Consider the following 19774-nt stretch of genomic DNA (forward strand, 5'->3'; position numbering starts at 1 on the left):
GTCGGCAGGGGCCGCTTGGTGCGAGAGAAGTGGTTGCCCGGCAGTAGCCGGTGTCTGAATCCGAGCCTGCGGCCTGCTGAAGGCTAGGCAATCGATAGAGGGCACCAGGACCGGACTCGAAGAATTCAGAAGCTATGCTCCGGTTCTGGTGGAACGGTATCGATTGACACATTCCCATGAAGGTGCGCAACGAAGCCCTCGTATGTCCTGTGGAGCTGCGTCAGCGGAAGACCGGACGGCTGAGGCCGAGGCCTCACGCCAGGGCTTCGTTGCCCCATAAGCGCGGATTTATCTTCCGCGCGCTGTGTTGGGAATAGCCCGTGGTTCCGCGGTTGGTTTTTGGATTGGGATTGGCAGGTTTGCGCCATGGAGTACATAGTTGTTGCCGCCGGAGTCATGGCAGGAATGATCGTACTTATTCTCTGCCGGAAAAAGGGAAAATAGTGACTCCACCTCCGCAGCTTCATCGTATGAACCCTGAATCGGACGCTGGTATGAGAAGCAGCATAAACGAGAGTACATATTCGGGCGAGCTTCGGCTGCACCGGTCGCTTCTCCCTAACGGACTGCGAATTCTGCTTGCTCCGGACGGTACGGCCCCCGTCGTGGGCGTCAGTGTTCACTACGGTGTCGGATTCCGCTCGGAACCGCAGGGGCGTTCCGGTTTTGCACATCTATTCGAGCACCTGATGTTCCAGGGAAGCGAGAGTCTGAAAAAGCTATCGCATTCTCGATATGTGCAAGGTGCCGGGGGTAAGTTCAATGGAATCACCCATCAGGACTATACCAGCTTTTTCGAGGTGCTTCCCTCGGTTGCGTTGGAGCGAGCGCTCTTTCTCGAAGCCGACCGGATGCGGGCGCCGCGGATTACTGAAAAGAACATCCGGACGCAGGTGGCAGTGGTGAGGGAGGAAATACTCAATAACATCGATAGTAAACCGTACGGAGGTATTCCATGGATTCACCTGCCTCCGGTGATGTACCAGGATTTCTCCAATTCTCACAACGGGTACGGAGAGCTCGAGGATTTAGCGGGAATCACTGTTGACGAATGCGTTGATTTCTTCTCATTGTATTATTCCCCGGCCAACGCTGTTCTGACCGTTGTCGGTGATCTGGATGTCGATAGAACTCTTGAGATGATCCATCATCACTTCGCCGACATCTCGGAGCGGCCACCGCCCTCTCCGCCCTTGTCTGCCGAGCAGCCTCTCTGCCGGGAAAGGTACGGCTGGCGTGCTGACGCACTCGCACCGGCCCCCGCGCTCGCCGCCGGTTACCGGCTGCCTGATCCATTGGACAGCTTCCGTTTTTATTCGGCGCATCTGGCGATCTCCCACATTCTCTGTGGAAGGCCGACATCGCGGTTCAGGGAACGACTGGTCCAGGAGGGCTCCGCCATCGCCGCCGAGTCGGCTTGCGGGCTTTTCGGAAAGCCCTTCGACGCCAGAGACCCTGACACCCTTACGGTCGTGGTTACCCATCCCTCCGCCGTCGGCCATCGTAAGGTGACCACCGCACTGGACCAGGAGCTTGAACGCCTCGCCACGGTCGGACCGACCCCCGGCGAGCTCGCGAGCTTTAAGGCACTGTGGCGGGCCAGGTTGTATCGCGAGCACGACGACCCCAGTTCTCGCATGCTCAGGCTAGGAGCGTTCGAGTTGCTGTATGGAAGAGCGAATGCGGCGGTTGAACTGCCGCATCACATCAACGGCGTCACCGCTGACGATGTCGCCTCAGCGGCGCGCGGGATGCGGCCCGAGACGCGTGGCGTGCTCCTCGTGGAACCGCGCCCACGATCGACTGGCAACGGCTGAACGGACTCCCCAGGACGGCATGACACAACTGAGCTATCGACCCGACGACGCCATGTCCCTCTCCCGCTTGGGGTCACCTCAGCCCGGGGTTAAGGAGGCGGCCCGAGTCCCCCAGCGCGGTGCCACTCGGCTCGTGCCTCCGCTCGGGTGTCGGAGAGCGCCTCGGCGCCCGCCGAAGTCAGAGGCGGTACTCGACAACGGGCTCCGGGTGACTGCCGTACGGCTTCCCTCTGTGCCCATGGTGGAGTTCCGTCTGCACATCCCCTTCGCGGGGGACAGCACTTTCTTCGCGGCCTGTGCCCAGGTGCTCGCCTCGACACTCCTCAGTGGCACCCAGCGGCTCAGAGGCGTGGCGCTGGACGACGAGTTGGCTCGTTCGGGTGCGCGTGTGTCCACCAGTCTCACCCCTGAGCGGCTCAGCCTCCACGGAAACGTACTCTCCGAGAACCTTCTCACGCTGCTCGACATCCTCGCAGACGTCCTCACCGGCGCTTTGCACGATGATGGCCCGGTAGCCGCGGAACGAGAGAAGCGACTGCGAAACGCTCCGCTGCTTGCCAGTAGCCCAGCGGTATTCGCGGCCCAGGCCCTGCGTCGGCACTGCTACCCGGATCCCCCTTACACTTCCGATCCGCCGCAGGAAAGCGACTTCCTCGAGCTCGCAGGGGAGGACGTCCGCCTGCTCCACCGCAACGCGATTGTCCCTCGTGGATCATGCCTGGTGCTCGTCGGGGATCTCGATCCGGATCGCGCGGTGGACGACACCTCCGCCGTATTGTCCGGCTGGCCAGACAGAGAGAGCTCAACAGTGCCCACGGCGCTGCCGCTGTTGTCCGGAGGCGAGCTGAAGGTCGTCGACCGTCCCGGTTCTGCGCAGTCGCAGATCAGGATCTGCGCCCAGGCGGTACCCCGATCGGACCCTCGCTACCCGGCGCTTCATATAGCCAACACCGTGTTCGGTGGATACTTCTCTTCGAGACTGGTAGAGAACATCCGAGAGGACAAGGGCTACGCATACTCGATCGACTCTGGATTCAGCTCCACATTTGAGGGGTCTACCCTCTTCCTGGCGATGGATGTGGCGAACGGAAACACGGCACCGGCATTGCTGGAGACCATGTACGAAGCGGGCCGGATCTCACTCATTCCCCCGGAGGAATCAGAGGTGGAGGCAGCACGCCATTACGCCAGCGGCTCTCTGAATACTTGGATGGGGGTGCAGAGTTACCTTGCCACTTCCCTATCCAACATATCCTTTCTTGGCCTGGATATCCACTGGCTGTACGAGCTCCAGCGGCGACTCGGCGAGGTTGCGCTCGACGAGGTGGCAGAAGCTGCGAGCCAATATCTCGCTCCTCCGCGCTTTACCGGTGTCGTGGTCGGGGAAGCCGATAGGATAACTCCCCTGCTGCGCAGATTGAGTGATTTTCGAGTCACGGGCGCGAGCGGATAGTGTCTCGGGATTCTGTCTGAAAAGGCGAGATTCCCTTCTCTTCGAAGTGGTAATGCAGCCTGGCTGCAGGAGGGTTGCTGGTGGGTTTGCGCTCCTCCCCGTATCGTTATTCCGACCCACTTGCAGGTGGCGGAAGCCCACTTACCATAACAGTTTTTGCAGCGCATAACCTCCCTCTTGGTATGCTAATCCGTGCAGTTCTTCTAAGAGGTCCTCAAATATGGATGTGTCGATACGGTAACGGATTGTCGTCCCCTGGCGCTCGCCGATGACGAGTCCGGCATTTTTCAGAATCCCAAGATGTCCGGAGAGTGTGGGCTTTGGGATGTCTAGCGTCTCGGCGATCTCGCCCGGAGTGGCGTGATCACCGTCTCGTAGTAAGCGCAGAATTTCTCGGCGCGTGGGGTATGCCAAAGCCTCATAGATTTTGTCATTCAACAATGCGTACACCTCACAGTTTGCATCCCAATGAAAAACGAGGCCCATTGGTGCGAATCTTGCATCTTCATGGTCCCCCTACTGGTCGCCGATCCTGAGATCGGAAATTGCAGCGCCGCACTTTAGCGGCGTTCCCTGCATGGGGCGATCCCTTGCTCCTGCCCAGGTCGAGGTTGAAGACATATCGAGAGCATCAGGGGTATTTATAATATTGCCGATAATGTAAGACCCCCAGGATGTGAACTTGCATCCGCTGAAAGCTCTCATCGCCGCCCGCGCCCTGCGTGGCGTCATTCAGAGAGGGTAAGAAAAAGAGTTTCCGGCTCAGGCCCGCCATCCCCGCCGACGGCCACCACCGGGCCGACGCCTTCGCTTCTCCCTGGTACTTACCGAGCGAGCACCTCACCATGGAGCTTTGCCGTCGGCGAGGAGCCCCTGTGCGTACAGGACGGAGATCAGCAGTGCGCGGTCCTGGCAGCCGAGCTTGCGCAGCAAGTTCTAAAGGTGGAACTTAACAGTGCTGATCTCTGCATGCAGCGAGTTGGAGATCTCGGAGTTCGTGGCTCCTCGGACCCCTCGTCGTCCTACCCCCGTGTTCGCGAGCGGTCAGCTTCCGGGCACCTGGAAAGAGAGTGCGGAGTTCGGCAGCCGTTGTCGCGAGGCCGGGAGCGTACGGTGTACCAGAGCTGGTGAAACCCACACGTTTCCGCCTGCGGCCTCGGCCGCAGAACCGACTCTTACGTTGTCGGGACCATCGCGATCGATAATTCCGATCACCTCCTTGAGGAACGGCGCGTTCCAGAAGATATCCCTGTATCTGCTTCAGCATCACAATGTTGCGAGCAGTCAGGTAAGCGTTTTAAGGGCACTGAGGAGAGAGGTTGCTCCGGAGGTGCCGGACACACAATGGGGAACCCGCTGCTGCGCCGGTTCTCTTTCGCTTCGGGCGCGTGAGTCGCTTCGTCTGATGCTGCCCGCCTCCGCGTCAAGCTGTCGTCTTGGTCTCCTCTCCTGGCCAGTCCGGGACTGGGCGCTGGTCACCCTGCTCGATCACAGGCTCCAGGATCCTCAAACACTAATAAATATAGGTAAATAATATTTTATTATGACAAAGGCATACATTTCCCCATGCCGGGTCGGACTATACCATGGGCGAATGGCGGCGAGAGTCCCTCAGTTGGAGAGCATCGACACCGCAGTAGTTCGCTGACCTCCGATACGGGGTAACTGCGGTGTATGCAGGCGCAATTGCTTGACCCCCCTCGCCCAGGGCTGTTGCAAAGTCGGATAGGGGAAACGTCTTTGCTGATCACGGGATTCTCAACAGCTCGAGCGGGCGGGCGAAGGTCTCGTAGGGCACCCAGCGGACGGCCTCGGGGATGCTGGCTGCTCCCACCTTCGCCAGCAGCGGGATGGCCAGGTTGCGCAGCATCGCCATGTTCTGCGGACCGTGCCCGCTGCGGACCCGGGAGGCGTCCTCGCTGAAGGTACTGCGTGCGCTCGCTGAGTATCTGAATGTGGAATGGTCCTGGTTGGTGGGCAGAAGCGCCAAGGTCAGCGCCTATGGGATCGCGGGATCACTCGTCCGATCAAGCCGACTTCTCAGCACCACCGGAATCGACCGCGCCTGCGGATTCCTCGGAAAGGCGCGCCCGGCTAAGCGTTAGGCTGCCCCGCACAGGCACCGGCGTGGAAGGGAGCGGTATGCACACCGGAGTTCCTCACCGCCGAGTGGCGGTCTATGGGATGGGTGGCACCATCGCGATGGCTGGGGCGGGCGGTGTCGTCCCTGCGTTGTCCGTGTCCCAGCTCATCGATGCCGTTCCCGGGCTCGGCGGCACCGGTATCGACATCGAGGTCAACGACTTTCGGCGCCTCCCGGGTGCATCGCTGGGCTTCGCCGACCTGACGGCCCTGGCCGCCGAGATCGAGAAGCGGCTGGAGGCTGGTGACGTCGATGGCGCCGTTGTCACCCAGGGCACCGACACGATCGAGGAGACCAGCTACCTGCTCGATCTGTTCCACACCGCGCCTCAGCCCGTCATTGTCACCGGTGCCATGCGCAACCCGACCCTTGCCGGAGCTGACGGCCCTGCGAACGTGCTGGCGGCTGTGCAGACCGCCGCACACCCGGACGCGAGGAACCATGGCGTGCTTGTAGTGCTCGGAGACGAGATCCATGCCGCGCGCCATGTCCGGAAGACGCACGCCACCAGCTGTTCCACTTTCCAGTCCCCGAACGCCGGCCCACTGGGGCACCTCGTCGAGGGCGTGCCGAAGCTCCTGAATCGTCTTCCTGCTGCCCGCTTCACCCTGGACCTGGCCGCGGTCAACTCCCATCCCCGCGTAGGTCTGGTGACCGTTACCTTTGGCGACGACGGCGCTTTCCTCCGAGACATGTCCGAGCGGGCGGACGGCTTGGTCGTCGCGGCCTTCGGCGTCGGCCACGTCCCGGAAGGCTTCGTCCCGATTCTCAGCGAGATCGCCGCACGAATCCCCGTGGTGCTCGCTTCGCGCACCGGCTCCGGTCCCGGCCTGTCCTCCACGTATTGATTCCCCGGGTCCGAACGCGACCTGCTGGAGCGGGGGCTGATTCGTGCCGGGTTCCTCGACCCGCTGAAGTCGCGCATCCTGCTCTGGTCGCTCCTGGCCACCGGCCAGCCCGATGAATCAATCGCCGAGGCGTTCAGCGCCGCAGGGTCCTACGGCAAGGGCTGACCCCTCGACCGCCGTCTCCCCACCTTGAAAGGAACGGGCAACGACGTGCGCAGTCATGAACTGACCCCGGGCCGCACTTTCGGCGTCGTCTTCGACCACGGTGAGGACTTCTTCGAGACTCTGCGAGCGTTCTGCCGGACCAATGGCGTCCGTCAGGGCTACATTCCGATGTTCATCGCAGGCTTCGCGCACGTGGACATCGTCGGTACATGCGAACAGCTCACCGACCCATCCGCGCCGGTCTGGTCAAAGGTCCATCTATCCAACGTCGAAGCCGTGGGCGGCGGCACCATCGCCTACGACGAGGCCGACGACACGATCTCACCCCATGTCCACGTCTCCGTCGGCCTCAAGGAACACAGTGCCACCGGGCACACCAGCCACCTGCTGGCCGCCGAGGTCCAGTTCCTCACCGAGATGGTCCTCGTCGAGATCGCATCACCCCAGATGCGGAGGACACCGCACCCTGAGCTGTATGACGTGCCTCTACTCCACCTTGCGCGCGAGGACTGAATCGGTAGCGCAAGAGCGCTCCCGGCCTTATTCGATGCACTCCGCCGAGATCGATGGAGGATCCGCTGGCATCGTCGGCGCGGGGTTAGGAGGCGGGCCAGGTCCGCAGCGCCGCCCGGGCGAAGGCGGGGCCGTGGGGGAGCGGGCGGAGTTCGACAGGCCATCTCGACGTCGTGGCGGCGCTGATTCGGGTCAGCACGTCGATGGTGTCTCGGGAGACTCTGAACGCGTCGCCGGAGGTCAGCGGGTCGTAGCCGTCGAGGCGCCAGCCGATCCCGTTGAGGATGTCGGCGATGGCGGGGAGTCCGTCCGTGGTCTCAGCGGCGACAGCGAGCAGTGCGAGCAGCCCGGCCTGCCGCTCGCACTCGTTCTTGGGCTTGATCGGTAGCCGTTCGGCCAAGTGGTGCCAGAGGGCCTGTGGGTCGCCGTGGACCTTCCTGCCCGCCGGGGCGAGCAGGAGCTTGCCCTTGTATTTGCGCAGCAGGCCCATGGCCTGGGCTGATTCGCGCAGGAGAAGCACCGGGAGGGTCTGGGCCTCGCGGTTTAACTTGCCGATCCATTCCTTTCCGAGGTCGAGTTCGGCCGCGACGGCCTCGACGCTGGCGGGCGGAAGGTATCCGGCGCCGGTGAGCTTGATTCCCTCGGTCCCGACATGGTCCAGCAGCAAGGCATAAGGACGCACCATCCGTGCCGCCTCGGCCGGGTCGATCTCGGTGGGCTCCGACAACCCGGCCTGGCCGATCAGCTGGTGGAGCCGACGCTTGGTCGCGGGGTCGCGCGCGGCGGCCACCAGGTCGGCGACCGGCTGGGGGAGGTGTTCGGGAAGCTTGGCGAACAGCGCGTTGAGGGCGGCGTTGGTCGCGTCCATGTCGAACTGGGTGGGCGCGAACCCGCGGGGGTCGGACTCCTCGCCGTAGGCGTCGCGGCATTCGGCGAGTGCCTCTGCGTGGTGGGGGTGGTCGGGGTCGGTGGCGGCGACCAGGAACTCATAGCCCCACACCCCGCCGCAGTCCTCAGCGGGGGCGGGCCGCTTGCCCGCCGTGCACACCGCTCGCGGCGCTTCCTCGGCGCGGGGAAGCACGGCCTGCAGGGTCAGGACGTGCTCCCAGTGGTCACCGAAGTCGTAGACGTAGAACAGGCGGTCGCCCACCCCGGACAGGACCTCGTCCAGCCGCACCTGGTCTTCGGGAACGCCGACCTCACCCTCGTCAACCTCGAACGGGCAGAGGTAGCACTCGTCATCGCCGCCGAAGTAGCCCGGCCCGCTGGCGAACCGGTGCAGGTGGTAGTCCTGCCATCCGAAGACGGTCTGCAGGATGTCGTGCACCTCGTTCAGGAACAGGTCCGACGCCAGTTCGAGGCGCCGCCACAGCGGCGGCTTCGTCCCCGAGATCTCCACCCGCACCCGGTAGGTCACCACATCGTCGCGGCGGGGCCGCCGTCGCGACGCGGGCGCGGACCGATCCACCGGGTCGAGGCCGCGCAGCGCGCCGATCAGGCCGCTCAGCGGCTCTCGGCCGCTGTCGAATCCGAACGCGCGCATGGCCTCTGAACGGCGCCGTTCGGCGTCGGAGGCGTCAGAAGTAGAGTCGTTGCCGTCACCCACCATGGGTCCAGCCTAGGCACCTCATCAGCGTTGATCAGCTCTCTAGGAGGTCGACGTGGCAGGGAGGTCGGCCCGGTCGAGGCGGGCGATGAGACTGGGCTTGCGGAGATGCCGCTGGCGGAGTCGCGTGAATCGCTCGGCGAACCTCTCGGCATCGCCGCCCCGTGAGGCGACCGCCTGCAAGTCTTGGAGGATCTCGACGGCCACGTCGTAGTCGCTCGGTCTACGGGAGTCGATCAGCGCGTCGACGCGTGCCCATGACGTCTCCGGGTCACGGGCCACGGTGTCCAGCCGCTTCTCGCGGGCGAGCGCGCGCTCTTGCGCACGGCGCTCCTCCTGCTCGGCACGAACGGCTGCGGCCTGCCGCTGGCGTTGCTGCCGGATGTCCGCGGCGGCGTCCAGCAGCTCGGCCACGGTGCGGCGGGGGCGATCGTCCCTGCTGATGTCGGGTTCGCCGCGGAAACGGCGCAGTAATTCCATCTGGACCCGGGCACCGTGGCCCTGCGCGACCTGGACGAGGAGCTTCTCCTTGTCGCCGGAGGGGAGCTCCTTGATCCATCGGGCCAGTTCACGGGGATCGTCCCTGGACGCTGCCACGGGTGGGCTCGCCTGGGCCGCGACCGTGAGCAGGTCCGCGTCAAGACGGAGGAAATCCGCAAGGGCCCGCTGCGGCGCGGTGAGAGAGCCGAGTCCGGCGGGGACCGGCGGTTCGAATTCGTCCTCGTCGTCGTAGTCGAAGGCGTCCTCGTCACGCTCCCACGTCCCGTAGCCGGCCAGCCAGGCCAGGTAGAGGGCCCGTAGATCACCGGCGGCAAGTTCGGCGCGCACACCGATGATGGCCGACAGGGAATCCTCGTCGCCCTCTACCCACTCCCACGCTTCGTCCTCGCTGAAAAGGTTGAGAATGAGATGTTCCCCGGAGGTCCAGGCGATCACGTGCGGGTCGATGCAGTACGGATCGACGGTCTCCAGGTCGAGAAGGGCGCGGGGCAGGCGGAGCATCAGGTGGCGGGTGCCCCAGTTGGCGAAGTAGAGGTGAGCGTCGTAGTAGCGCTCCATCATCCTGCGCGGATCGCCGCGGAAGTCGCCCCAGTGGTACTCGTTGGTGAAGCTGGTGGCGGTGACCCTGGCGCGGGTGGACAGGGCGCGGACCTCGGCCTGTTGCCGCTCGTCCAGGGGGCGGTCGACGGCCAGGAACTCGTAGTACTGGTACTCGCTCATCGTCGTTGTGTCCTCAGCGGGCCCAATGCCGGTATGCCTCGATCTACTCGGCACCGGTCGGGGGCGGGGTGGGAAAGTCCAGGATGCCGACCGCCCGAATGTGCTTTTCGCGGGTGCAGATCGCGACGATGCCACTGCCGGGCAGCAGGTCGATTTTCGTAACGGTCGCTTCGACGCCCAGGATGGTGGTCTGGAATGGAACAATGAGATGGTCCTCGATCACGGCGTGGAATGCCGAGAGCTGCTCGTATTCGTTGTAGGCGTCGACGACGGCTTGTTGGGCCAAGGTGTCCAGTTCCGACGTGCTCAGCATTGCCACGGTCCGCAGCCTACCGAGGCGTGGGTGGAGAGACATCGCTGCTGTGAAAATCGGAAGCTCCTCGGTGGGAAGAGCACCGGTGGATCATCAGCCTGCAGGGTGCGAGGAGAGGGCGAGAACCTTCTCGGGTTCACACGAAGAAGCAGAAAACGTTGATCATGGGCGGACGATTCCGGTGGGCCTTCTCACTCAGATTTGGGATGTTATGGGATGACCTTCGGTAGCCGCAGTCGGTGGCGTGAGTGGGAGGCGGAAGGGAGCCGATTCGGTGAGCTCGGGAAAAGGCCGGGACGTGGACGAGCATTGGGCGAGGTCCGCGTGGGCGAAGCTGGGCAATGGGGATGTCTCTCACGCTCTGATCTGCCACGCGATTGACACGGCCGTGGTCGCGGAGGCGCTGTATGACGTGGTTCTCGGCCCGCATGTGCGTGCGGAGATTGAGCGGGGGCTCGCGCCGCTCGGTTCCGGGGGTGATCAGCGCGCGTGGGTCGCTGTGTTGTGCGGTCTGCACGACATCGGGAAGCTGACACCGGCGTTTCAGACTATCCGCAGCGACCAGGCCGAGCAGCTCCTCGGGCAGTGTGCCCATCGAGCCCTGCGGGCTGCCCAGCCTGACCTATTGATTGGTCGGCACGACATCCACCACGGCATCCTCGGCGCCGTACACATGCATGGGTGGTTCACCGATCGGAAGGCTCCGAGGTCCGTATGCTCCGCACTCGTTGACCTGGTCGCCGGACACCACGGATGGGTCCCAGACCCCGGCCAGATCACGGCGGCCAAGCGGGCCCGGCGCCAGCTCGGTGGTCTGGATTGGGCCCGTGCTCGGAACAGGCTGGCCGACGAGATCGCTCGGCTGTGGGGCCTCGATCCCGACGACCAGGCGTGGAGCCAGACTTCACTCTCTCCGGCGGCGGCCGTCGGCCTGGCCGGGCTTACCATCCTGAGCGACTGGACCGCTTCCAGCCGCCCGCGTCGCGACAACGTGCCCCAACCTGGCGACCCTGTCGGCTACCGGAGGACCGAGATGTGGCGCTGGCGCCGGACGCTGGACCGCGTTAACTGGACGCCCTGGACCCCTCCCCACGACGCCGCGCACACCACGCTCTTCCCCCGGGACCATCGGCCGAGGCCGATCCAGGAGGAGGTCCAAAGGTTGCTGGCGGACGTCGACCGCCCGGGCATCCTGGTGGTCGAGGCGCCCACGGGAGAAGGCAAGACCAAGGCCGGATTGCAGGCGTGCGCCGCCCTGGTCGCTCGGCTCGGCCTGGGTGGCATGTACGTGGCGACGCCCACCCGGGCCACCGCCGGTCCCGTGCACGCGGAGGTGAATCGGGTCCTGGCGGCCACCGGGTCACCCCTGCGTGCCAATCTGCTGTACTCCGGGGCCGCCGACGACCTGAAGCGGCAGGCGGACGAGCGGAGGCAAGCGGGGAACCAGGACTTGGATGAGCTGTCCTTAGTGTTGCCGGAGGACGTCGGATGCGACTGCCCGGAGGCGATTACCGAGGCGCGGCAGAGCTTTACGCGGAAGCGCGCGCTCACCTTCCCGATCGGTGTGGGGACGGTGGACCAGCTGCTGATGGCGGCGGCGCGTACCGGGCACATCGTCATGCGGTTGGCGTCGCTCAGCAACAAGGTGCTGATGATCGACGAGATCCATTCCTACGACGCCCACATGTCCCGGCAGCTGGACCGCCTGCTGTGGTGGTGCGGGTTCCTCGGTGTCCCGGTCGTCATGATGTCGGCGACCCTTGCGGCTTCCCGGCGCGAAGAGCTCATCGCCGCGTCGCAGGCGGGCGCGACCGCTACGCCGCCCGCCCGCACCGAGGTTCGTCCGGTTGCCGGAACGTGGGGCCTCACATGGGCCGATGCCAGCGATCGCAGATCGGTCCCGGCGCCGTTGTCCGCCGACAACCCGGTACGCCGCATGTCCATCCAGCGCATCGCCGATGACCACGACGTGATCGCCGACGAGGTGATCGAGCGGATCCGCGAAGGCGGGTGCGCCGCGGTCATCCACAACACCACCAGGAGAGCGGGCGTCAGCCATGACCGCATTGCGCGGCGCTTGGACCGTCTGGATCCGCGGCCAGAGCTGCTGTACCTCGATGGCAAGACCGATCCCGAACAGCGTCGGGGGCTGGAGCGGCAGCTGGATCTCCTGTGTGGTCCGGCGTCGTCAGGGACGCGTGGGGCGATCGTGGTCGGAACGCAGGTGCTGGAGCACGGCATCGACGCTGACTTCGATCTTGTCGTCACCGACCCCTGTCCGGTTGACCTGCTAGTGCAGCGGGCCGGCCGACTGCACCGGCACGTCCGCCCCGAGCGTCCCGCAGCGGTCGCCGAGCCCTGCCTCCTGGTTGTGCGGTCGGAACAAGAGTTCGGATTCCCGCCGTACACCGCATCCATCTATGCCGAGAGCCACCTGCTGGCGACCGAGTACGAGCTGTCCCTGCGGGACGAGATCTCGCTCCCGCACGACATCCCCGCTCTGGTCCACGCGGTCTACGTGGACCAGGACCGCATCCCGCCGGGGCGCCTGCGCACCCGCTGGGAAACGGCACGGGACAAGCGCGGCATCCGCGAGGCGATGGACCGCTTCACGGGTGGCACCCAGTGCATCCCCATGCTCTGGGAAGGTAGCGGACTGCTCCAACTCACCAAGCGTTCTGTCCAGCCGCGCATCCGTAAGAACACCGGGAAACAGCAGACGGAACGTCGCGGGGAGACGCGGGATGATCGATGAGGACGACTGCGTCCCCGCACCCTACGACCCGGGCATCACACTCGTTCCGCTCTGGGCGGCCGCAGAGGGCCCGCTCACGACCCGAGGCGGAACCTCCGTCGACCTGTCTGCGGACGAGCTTCCCACCGTGACCGTGGCCGAGCTCGCCGACTCCGCCGTCACCCTCACCTACCCCATCGACCTTGAGGCGCACCAGCTGGACGCCCTCCTCGACCGGCTGACCGTCCCCCCCGCCTTCGACCGCTCCGGCTGGCTTGTCGATCACCATCCCCTGGTCCTGCACGACGGCCGTCGGGACTTCGACGAGTTCAGCATCGTCCACCATCCGCAGCGGGGCCTGGAGATACATGGTTGATCACGTTATGGGCGGTCAAGAGCATGTCGGGCTCAACCGAAGTAGACGAGGATGAAGATCACCAGAGGCCAGAGCACCATAGATGAGCTGATCGAGATCTGGAGCTTGAGGCTGGCAGACGATGAGGACGAGTCCTCAGGCGGCGGCTGTGCGGGCATCACGACGCTCCTTCAGAGGGGGGTCACCGTGGCAGTCACGGTATTCCAAAGTGGTGCGGATAAATAAGGCGCCCAGCAACCCACTTCCACTACGGTAAGGTCCAATCAGATCCCCGAACGCGTGACCCGCAGACTCGGGGGTGTGCCCTGGTGCGGATACAAGTGGGTTTCCCTACTGGGCCCCTTTCCCGCTACGCGGGAGTGCTGCTCTCGGAGGCGCAGGTGACCGCGCCTCCGAGAGCACAGATCCGCGCAGCTACGGCTGTGCTGTGCCTGCGTCAAGCTCGAACGTGGAGGAAGCGGTGGCTTACGACCTACTTCAAGCACCCTGGCTATCCACGATCGACTTGGAGGGGCGGCAGAGATGCCTGGGGTTGATCGAGGCGCTGCGGCACGCGCACGAGGTGCGCTGCATCGACGCTGAGGCGCCGGTCGTCACGTCCGCGCTGTATCGGCTGCTGCTGGCGCTCGCTCACCGTGTATACGGCCCGGGCGACGAAGACGAATGGGAGAAGCTCTGGGAGGCTCCTGGCTTCCCTACCGCGCCGTTAGAGCAGTACGTAAGCGACTTTGGTGACAGGTTCCACCTGTTCGGGGAGAGGCCGTTCTTCCAGACCCCGGATATCCCCGACGCGAAGATCGGTTCGGCGGCGCAGCTCACCATGTACCGGGCCACGGGCAACAACGCGACCCTCTTCGACCACACCGTCGCGGGACAGCCCCTGGACCTGCACCCGGCCGAGGCCGCCCGCTGGCTCATCACGGTGCAGGCCTATGACACCGGCGGGATGAAGACCCCCTTCGAGAAGGACAAATCCTCCGAACGCGGCCTCTGCAACCATTTCGCGACCCTGCTCGTGGAAGGGGGCACATTGAAGGAGACGCTGCTCCTCAACATGCCCGTGTACAACCCCGCGTGGGAGCGCCCGCACAACACCTTTCCCGAGGACAGGCCGGTGTGGGAGCTGGATGTTCCTCCCGCTGCGAAACCTGTGAAGGAGGGGCCGCCGCCGACCGGTTGGACCGAGCTGCTCACCTGGCCTTCCCGCCGCATTCGCCTCCGTCCGGTGCAGCGGCACGGAGAGACCCGCGTCGACGGGGTCGCGATCTTGCCCGGAACGCGGCTGCGGGTGCCACTGCACGACGTCGAGAACATGGCCGCTTTCGAGCGGCAGAAGCGCTACAGAAGGGGATCGCGAGGTAGGCGGACCTTCAGTCTGGGCGAGCCCCGCCCCCTTGTGCTGGAGGACCTGCGCGGCATCTGGCGGCACAGCCGGGAGCTGCTGATTCCCACCCCCGAGATGGGCGAGCGGATTCGGCCGCGAAACATCGACCACATCGCTGAAATGGCGGGGCACGGCCTCATCCCGTCGTCGACCGTCTACACCTTGCGGGTGTTCGGTCAGAGACTCGACCCGCAGGGCGGTTCGGTGCACGCCTGGCTACAGGAGGACCTGCCGGCACCGGTCGCTCTGCTGCGTTCCAACGAACACGTCCCACAGCTGGAACAGATGCTCGGTCACGCCGTCGAATTGGCCGATGGCGTTGGGGAGCAGCTGGACCTCTTGGAGCGCGACTACGCCAAGGCGCTAGGGGAGCGCCTGCCGACGCGCGCCGAAGAGAAGCGGAAGATGCTCAGCCAGTGGTACTGGCCTGAGTTAGCGGCCCCGTTCGGCATGCTGCTGCGGGATGTAGCGGCGCTGCTCGACGCCCGGCCCCTCGCGGAGCCGCCGGAGGAGACTCAGTCCCGACTTGCCGCGACCATCATCGGGCTGTTCGACGGCTGGGCCGACCGGGTCCGGCGCACCGCGGCCGGGGTCCGGCACCGCTGGGTCGAACTCTCGCCGCGCAAGCCCGGGCGGGATGTGATGGTGCTCGCCGAGTACGACGGCGCGTTCAAGGCCGAGACCGATCGCCTGTACCGCGAGTACGAGCTCAATATTCGCGACTATTGGCCGCTCGGCCCTGAGGAGGATGAGTGAACCGGTGACGCAGACCGCGCGTGACACGCAACCACGCACATACAAGGAACGCCGGTCGGGCTACGTCAACCGCCTCTACGAATTGGGCAGAGAGGTGGAGTTGCAGACGCCGTACCGGGTGGCGGCCGCTCGCCGGACACTCGCCAGGTTGCGCCGCAGCCTGGTCGATGACCGGTTCCTGCCCGACGCCATGGCCATCGCCGTCGAATTCGACCCGCCCCAGGGCGGGCGCCGGGACGAGACAGAGCCATGGCTCCTCGTGGCCGGGCTCTACGCACTGCACCCGCGCCAGCCCCTGCGAGGTGAACAGAGACTCGGGCTGGGAGGGGCTCTGAGCACCTACAGCACGCGCGACTCCGTCGAGGCACGCATGCGGCAGCTGCTCTCGGCCGACTGGCCGACCCTGCGCTACCGGCTGCGCCAAGCCGTACAAATGCTCAGCGGCTCCGACATCGCGCTCGACTACCACGCGCTCCTCGCCGATCTGGTCGAGCTCCACCACGCGCCGGCCGGCGGGGCCAAGGCACACGGCGTGCACCTGCGCTGGGCCAGTGACTTCCAGCGCGCCGCGCACGCTAACCGGTCAAACGACGACGGCGACGACCGATCCGACGACACCAATGACGAAGCCGGAGCCTCCTCGTGATCATCGAATTGCACCTGTTGCAGTCTTTTCCTACGAGCAACCTCAACCGTGACGATGTCGGCCAGCCCAAGACCGTCACCTTTGGCGGTGTCACCCGGGGGCGGATCTCCAGCCAGTGCCTCAAACGCTCGGCACGCACCCAGTTCACCCGGTTCGGGCTGGGGGAGGACGAAACCGGAGTGCGTACTAAACGGCTGCTCCTCGCGACGGCCCGCATCCTCGACGGGAGGACAGAGGGAGAGCCCGCAGCGGAGACCAAGGAGATCGTTCGCGAGGGCCTGAGGCGACTCGGGTTCAAGGTCGCGGAGAAGGACCTCACCCAGTACCTGTTCTTCCTCGGCCGCGAGGCCGCCGAGCACCTTGCCGACTACTGCCGCAGGCACCGGGACGCGTTGGAGAAGGCCGCCGCCGCGCGGCGGGATGAGGAGAAGAAGAAGCGCAAGGGATCCAAGGAGAAAGACTCCAGTCCTGATGCCGCCGCTGTCGAAGAGGCCCGGCGTATCCTCAGCGCCGGGCGCGCGGCCGACATCGCCCTGTTCGGGCGGATGATCGCCAACAACCGTGACTTCAACGTCGACGCCGCCTCCCAAGTCGCGCACGCGATATCGACCCACGCCGTAGCTACGGAGTTCGACTACTACACGGCGGTCGACGACCTCAAGGCGGCGGAGGCCGACGAGGACGCCGGGGCGGACATGATCGGCACCGTCGACTTCAACGCGGCCTGCTACTACCGCTACGCCAACGTCGACCTCGGCCAGCTGGAGCGCAACCTCGATATCCGAGCCGATGACGACGACGTGGTCGAACGCGCCGCCAAGGCGTGGATCAAGGCGTTCGCCGTGGCCACTCCCAGCGGAAAACAGAACTCGATGGCCGCCCACACCCGCCCTGAGGCACTGCTCGCCGTCGTTCGTGACCACGGTGCCTGGAACCTCGCCAACGCGTTTCTCAAGCCGGTTGAGGGGACCGACATCATGGGTGAGTCCACCGAGCGCATGCTCGCGCACTTTTCCGACCTGAACGCTTTTTACGGCAGTGGGGAGATCAAGGCGGTCGTCGGAGCATCCCCGACTGGAGCCCTGCCATTGGATGGGGCGGACTCCGTCGCGTCCCTCGACGCGTTCACCGACCGTACCGTGGCCGCCGCCCTGGAGAAGCGGTGACGACGGCGACTCTCGCGCTGCGCATCGACGCGCCCATGCAGTCATGGGGAGTCAGGTCGCGGTTCATCAACCGCTACACAGCCATGGAGCCGACCAAGTCGGGGCTTGTCGGGCTGCTCGGCGCCGCGTGCGGCGTGGAGCGAGGCAACGACGTGCGGATCCAGGAGCTGGCCGCGCTGCGTATAGGCGTGCGCGTCGACCGCGAAGGGCTGCTCGAACGTGACTTCCACGTGACTCAGGACGTGCCCAACACCGAAGGGCGAATGCACCGCACCGTGGTGAGCGACCGCTATTACCTCGCGGATGCCCTCTTCCTGGCGGTGATCGAGGGCACCGCCGACACGCTGGAGCGGTTGGAACAGGCGGTACTCAGCCCCCACTGGCCGCTGTTCTTCGGTAGGAAATCCTTCGTCCCCGGGGCTCCCCTCATCGAAACAGACCAGTGGCGCCGCCGCCGGTGGGGAACCGGTGTTCGGGACAAAAGCCTGGAGGAGACGCTCAAGCGGCATCCATGGCTGGAGAACCGGGACGAGCAGCGAACTGAGGTCAGCAAGATCGATGGTGATGTCTGGCTGCGGACCGTCGTTGACGCCCCCGCCTCCGACCACGGGACTGAGCTCCGTCACGACTATCCGGAGTCGTTCGGTGAGGGTGACCGCAGATTTCGGTCCCGCACGGTGCGAAGCGGGCATGTCCGCCTTGACGAAGCGATGATCAATGGAGTCGACCCGTGTTCCTGAGCAAGATTCCGCTGAACGTCATGTCGCGGACCGTCCGACGCGACCACGCCGACGTCCACGAGATGCATCGCACTTTGATGTCGGCGTTCGACGAGGTGGACGGCGAGGGGGCGCCGCGTCGGCACAATGGGCTGCTGTGGCGGCTCGAAGGCGACGGGCGGAGCCGGGCCCTCCTCGTGCAGAGCTGTGAGCGGCCGGACTGGACGCGCCTTCCAGCCGGGTACGCGGCGGGACGGGTACAAGTCAAATGCCTCCAGCCCGCGCTAGCAGCGATCCACGCCGGTCGCCGACTGGCGTTCCGCCTGGTCGCCAACCCGACGCGGAGTACACCCCCTCCCGGTGACGAGACCGGGAAGCGGGGGCGGGGCAAGCGTAAGCCGATCCATGATCCGGAGCAGCAGGTGAACTGGCTGATTCGGCAGGGCGAGCGGCACGGCTTCGCCATCCCTGCGGCCACCGATGGCGGGCCCGATGTCATGGCGTCCCCTATGCCCCCCTACATCGGTCGCAAATCCGACCACCGTCCCACCGCGCGACCTGACGCGCGCCTGAAAATCACCGTTCTGCCGGTGTCCTATGACGGGCGCCTCATCGTTACTGACCCGGAGGCGTTCACCGCCGCATTCAAGGACGGTATCGGGCGCGCCAAGGCTTACGGCTGCGGCCTCCTCAGCCTGGCCCCCGACCGCCGTTCACCTGCAGGGGACTGACACGCGGGAGGGGCAATAGCAACCATCGCGTGGGCCACGTCCCCTGCGATCCGAAGCCGCGCTGATGCGTTCCAACTCGTCGATAGTGTCGCGGGCGACGCTGATCTGCGTCGCCATTCTCTCCTACCCACGATGGCGGAGCTGCGTCAGCCCGTGTCGCCGTGAGGATGGGCCCACGGCCTGGCGACTAGAACTGGTGCAGCCAGCGGCGTACCTGGGGATCCTCAACCTTTACGCGGTCACGCAGAGCATGCTTGGACCGGCAGTGTTCTAGACGGTCGAATGCTGGGGCTGGCTTGCCGTCGCGGCCGTGGTCCTGGTGGCCGGGGCTCTGATGTCGTCCGCGGTGTACTCTGCCGTCTCGTTCCGTCAGCGGACCGCGACAAACTAAAGGTGTGGCATGGCCTTCACGCGACTGATCACGACTGACGACGCACCGGCTCTGGCCAAGCGGCTGACGGAGAACCGCGACTTTCTCGCCCCGTGGGACCCGGTGCGTGGCGAGGACTTCTTCAGCGTGGAGAAGCAGCTGGACATCGTGCGGCGTGATCTGGAGGCGCACGCCGAAGGCAGCATGCTTCCTTTGGCCATTGTCGCCGACGGTGAGCTGGTGGGCCGGATCAACATCAACGGGATCACCCGGGGCGCGTTCCAGTCGGCCGTTATCGGCTACTGGGTCAGTGAGTCCCACAACGGGCGGGGGATTGCGACCGACGCTGGGGCGGAGGCCAAGGAGAGGGCCTTTGCCGACCTTGGTCTGCACCGCCTCCAGGCGGAGACGCTGATCAGGAACACGGCCTCGCAGAGGGTCCTGGAACGCAACGGGTTCACCCCCTTCGGGATCGCCCCGAAGTTCCTGAAGATCGCGGGCCGCTGGCAGGATCACGTTCTCTACCAGGTCCTGAACCCCGACGAGAGCTGATGACTTGACGTGGCCGTATGAGGCATCGCGCAGGAAATGAGCCTGGCAGTGCTGCCGGGCCGCTCCGATGAACACCGCTCACCCTCGTCGTCCAGCTCAGAGCAGATCCGCGGAGCCTCGGACTTGGAGGTGCCGGTGTCGGCCCCATGGCTTTGACCTGGTCGTCCTCCGCCCGGTTGGACGCTCCATGGGCGTATGTCCCTCGTGATCACGGCGAACAGGGCCTCTTCGATTCACCGGGTGGCGCCGGCGTGGTGTCAA

General features: G+C 65.3%; 19 protein-coding genes. 13 read left to right on the forward strand and 6 right to left on the reverse strand.

The window, feature by feature from the left end; all coding sequences use genetic code 11:
* The first annotated feature begins 494 nt into the window (after nucleotides 1-494).
* Entirely contained in the window at nucleotides 495-1817 is a 1323-nt protein-coding gene (locus ABD259_RS16490) for a M16 family metallopeptidase (protein ID WP_425573539.1), read from the forward strand.
* Between the two features lie 178 nt (nucleotides 1818-1995).
* Here ABD259_RS16490 and ABD259_RS16495 read toward each other — a convergent pair whose 3' ends face one another.
* Complete coding sequence (locus ABD259_RS16495; protein ID WP_344163644.1) at nucleotides 1996-2505, reverse strand: hypothetical protein; 510 nt, start codon at nucleotides 2503-2505, stop codon at nucleotides 1996-1998.
* A 33-nt stretch (nucleotides 2506-2538) separates the two neighbouring features.
* Between ABD259_RS16495 and ABD259_RS16500 the strand changes: the two genes are divergently transcribed.
* Nucleotides 2539-3270, forward strand: a complete 732-nt coding sequence (locus ABD259_RS16500) for a M16 family metallopeptidase (RefSeq protein ID WP_344163647.1) — start codon at nucleotides 2539-2541, stop codon at nucleotides 3268-3270.
* Nucleotides 3271-3411: 141 nt separating this feature from the next.
* Here the strand turns inward: ABD259_RS16500 and ABD259_RS16505 are convergent, their stop codons facing one another.
* Nucleotides 3412-3708 (reverse strand): metalloregulator ArsR/SmtB family transcription factor, encoded by a 297-nt coding sequence (locus tag ABD259_RS16505; protein ID WP_344163650.1) that lies wholly within the window; start codon nucleotides 3706-3708, stop codon nucleotides 3412-3414.
* A 1309-nt stretch (nucleotides 3709-5017) separates the two neighbouring features.
* A complete protein-coding gene (locus ABD259_RS16510; protein ID WP_344163653.1) occupies nucleotides 5018-5260 on the reverse strand; it encodes a hypothetical protein in 243 nt (80 codons plus the stop codon).
* Between the two features lie 152 nt (nucleotides 5261-5412).
* Here ABD259_RS16510 and ABD259_RS16515 point away from each other — a divergent pair, with 152 nt between their 5' ends.
* The gene (locus ABD259_RS16515) at nucleotides 5413-6261 is read left to right on the forward strand and encodes an asparaginase (RefSeq protein WP_344163656.1); all 849 of its coding nucleotides are present in this window, start codon (nucleotides 5413-5415) and stop codon (nucleotides 6259-6261) included.
* Nucleotides 6262-6471: 210 nt separating this feature from the next.
* Entirely contained in the window at nucleotides 6472-6939 is a 468-nt protein-coding gene (locus ABD259_RS16520; protein WP_344163659.1) for a PPC domain-containing DNA-binding protein, read from the forward strand.
* A gap of 85 nt (nucleotides 6940-7024) precedes the next feature.
* On the opposite strand, the gene ABD259_RS16525 is transcribed toward ABD259_RS16520, so the two are convergent.
* Genes ABD259_RS16525 through ABD259_RS16535 form a run of 3 tightly spaced genes read right to left on the reverse strand, consistent with a single transcriptional unit; the run spans nucleotide 7025 to nucleotide 10079 of the window.
* Entirely contained in the window at nucleotides 7025-8548 is a 1524-nt protein-coding gene (locus tag ABD259_RS16525) for a plasmid pRiA4b ORF-3 family protein (protein WP_344163662.1), read from the reverse strand.
* Nucleotides 8549-8587: 39 nt separating this feature from the next.
* Complete coding sequence (locus ABD259_RS16530) at nucleotides 8588-9766, reverse strand: hypothetical protein (RefSeq protein WP_344163665.1); 1179 nt, start codon at nucleotides 9764-9766, stop codon at nucleotides 8588-8590.
* A 43-nt stretch (nucleotides 9767-9809) separates the two neighbouring features.
* A complete protein-coding gene (locus ABD259_RS16535) occupies nucleotides 9810-10079 on the reverse strand; it encodes a hypothetical protein (protein WP_344163852.1) in 270 nt (89 codons plus the stop codon).
* Nucleotides 10080-10353: 274 nt separating this feature from the next.
* Here ABD259_RS16535 and cas3 point away from each other — a divergent pair, with 274 nt between their 5' ends.
* The 9 genes from cas3 to ABD259_RS16580 all read left to right on the forward strand — a co-directional run bounded on the left by cas3 (nucleotide 10354) and on the right by ABD259_RS16580 (nucleotide 19513).
* Nucleotides 10354-12834, forward strand: a complete 2481-nt coding sequence (cas3, locus tag ABD259_RS16540; RefSeq protein ID WP_344163668.1) for a CRISPR-associated helicase Cas3' — start codon at nucleotides 10354-10356, stop codon at nucleotides 12832-12834.
* Nucleotides 12824-13189 (forward strand): hypothetical protein, encoded by a 366-nt coding sequence (locus ABD259_RS16545; RefSeq protein WP_344100794.1) that lies wholly within the window; start codon nucleotides 12824-12826, stop codon nucleotides 13187-13189. Before cas3 ends, ABD259_RS16545 begins: the two co-directional genes overlap by 11 nt.
* Before the next feature lie 51 nt (nucleotides 13190-13240).
* The gene (locus ABD259_RS16550) at nucleotides 13241-13414 is read left to right on the forward strand and encodes a hypothetical protein (RefSeq protein WP_344100792.1); all 174 of its coding nucleotides are present in this window, start codon (nucleotides 13241-13243) and stop codon (nucleotides 13412-13414) included.
* 235 nt (nucleotides 13415-13649) lie between these two features.
* A complete protein-coding gene (casA, locus tag ABD259_RS16555) occupies nucleotides 13650-15329 on the forward strand; it encodes a type I-E CRISPR-associated protein Cse1/CasA (protein ID WP_344100790.1) in 1680 nt (559 codons plus the stop codon).
* Nucleotides 15322-15975, forward strand: a complete 654-nt coding sequence (casB, locus tag ABD259_RS16560) for a type I-E CRISPR-associated protein Cse2/CasB (protein ID WP_344100788.1) — start codon at nucleotides 15322-15324, stop codon at nucleotides 15973-15975. Before casA ends, casB begins: the two co-directional genes overlap by 8 nt.
* Entirely contained in the window at nucleotides 15972-17141 is a 1170-nt protein-coding gene (cas7e, locus tag ABD259_RS16565) for a type I-E CRISPR-associated protein Cas7/Cse4/CasC (RefSeq protein ID WP_344100786.1), read from the forward strand. The genes casB and cas7e overlap by 4 nt, the downstream gene beginning before the upstream one ends.
* The gene (gene cas5e / locus ABD259_RS16570) at nucleotides 17138-17881 is read left to right on the forward strand and encodes a type I-E CRISPR-associated protein Cas5/CasD (protein WP_344163671.1); all 744 of its coding nucleotides are present in this window, start codon (nucleotides 17138-17140) and stop codon (nucleotides 17879-17881) included. Before cas7e ends, cas5e begins: the two co-directional genes overlap by 4 nt.
* The gene (cas6e, locus tag ABD259_RS16575) at nucleotides 17872-18591 is read left to right on the forward strand and encodes a type I-E CRISPR-associated protein Cas6/Cse3/CasE (protein WP_344100782.1); all 720 of its coding nucleotides are present in this window, start codon (nucleotides 17872-17874) and stop codon (nucleotides 18589-18591) included. The genes cas5e and cas6e overlap by 10 nt, the downstream gene beginning before the upstream one ends.
* Before the next feature lie 400 nt (nucleotides 18592-18991).
* Nucleotides 18992-19513 carry a GNAT family N-acetyltransferase gene (locus ABD259_RS16580; protein WP_344100780.1) on the forward strand — a complete coding sequence of 174 codons (522 nt, stop codon included), beginning with the start codon at nucleotides 18992-18994 and terminating at the stop codon, nucleotides 19511-19513.
* The last annotated feature ends 261 nt before the right edge of the window (nucleotides 19514-19774 follow it).

It is taken from the genome of Nocardiopsis rhodophaea (genome assembly GCF_039530945.1).
GTDB classification, from domain to species: Bacteria; Actinomycetota; Actinomycetes; order Streptosporangiales; family Streptosporangiaceae; genus Nocardiopsis_C; species Nocardiopsis_C rhodophaea.

Bases quoted from the DNA above. Each gene is read 5' to 3' on its own strand.
- ABD259_RS16550 (WP_344100792.1), top strand. From the start codon at position 13,241: ATGAAGATCACCAGAGGCCAGAGCACCATAGATGAGCTGATCGAGATC.
- ABD259_RS16525 (WP_344163662.1), bottom strand. From the start codon at position 8,548: ATGGTGGGTGACGGCAACGACTCTACTTCTGACGCCTCCGACGCCGAA.
- ABD259_RS16490 (WP_425573539.1), top strand. From the start codon at position 495: ATGAGAAGCAGCATAAACGAGAGTACATATTCGGGCGAGCTTCGGCTG.
- casB (WP_344100788.1), top strand. From the start codon at position 15,322: ATGAGTGAACCGGTGACGCAGACCGCGCGTGACACGCAACCACGCACA.
- ABD259_RS16530 (WP_344163665.1), bottom strand. From the start codon at position 9,766: ATGAGCGAGTACCAGTACTACGAGTTCCTGGCCGTCGACCGCCCCCTG.
- ABD259_RS16535 (WP_344163852.1), bottom strand. From the start codon at position 10,079: ATGCTGAGCACGTCGGAACTGGACACCTTGGCCCAACAAGCCGTCGTC.
- ABD259_RS16580 (WP_344100780.1), top strand. From the start codon at position 18,992: ATGGCCTTCACGCGACTGATCACGACTGACGACGCACCGGCTCTGGCC.
- ABD259_RS16545 (WP_344100794.1), top strand. From the start codon at position 12,824: ATGATCGATGAGGACGACTGCGTCCCCGCACCCTACGACCCGGGCATC.
- ABD259_RS16515 (WP_344163656.1), top strand. From the start codon at position 5,413: ATGCACACCGGAGTTCCTCACCGCCGAGTGGCGGTCTATGGGATGGGT.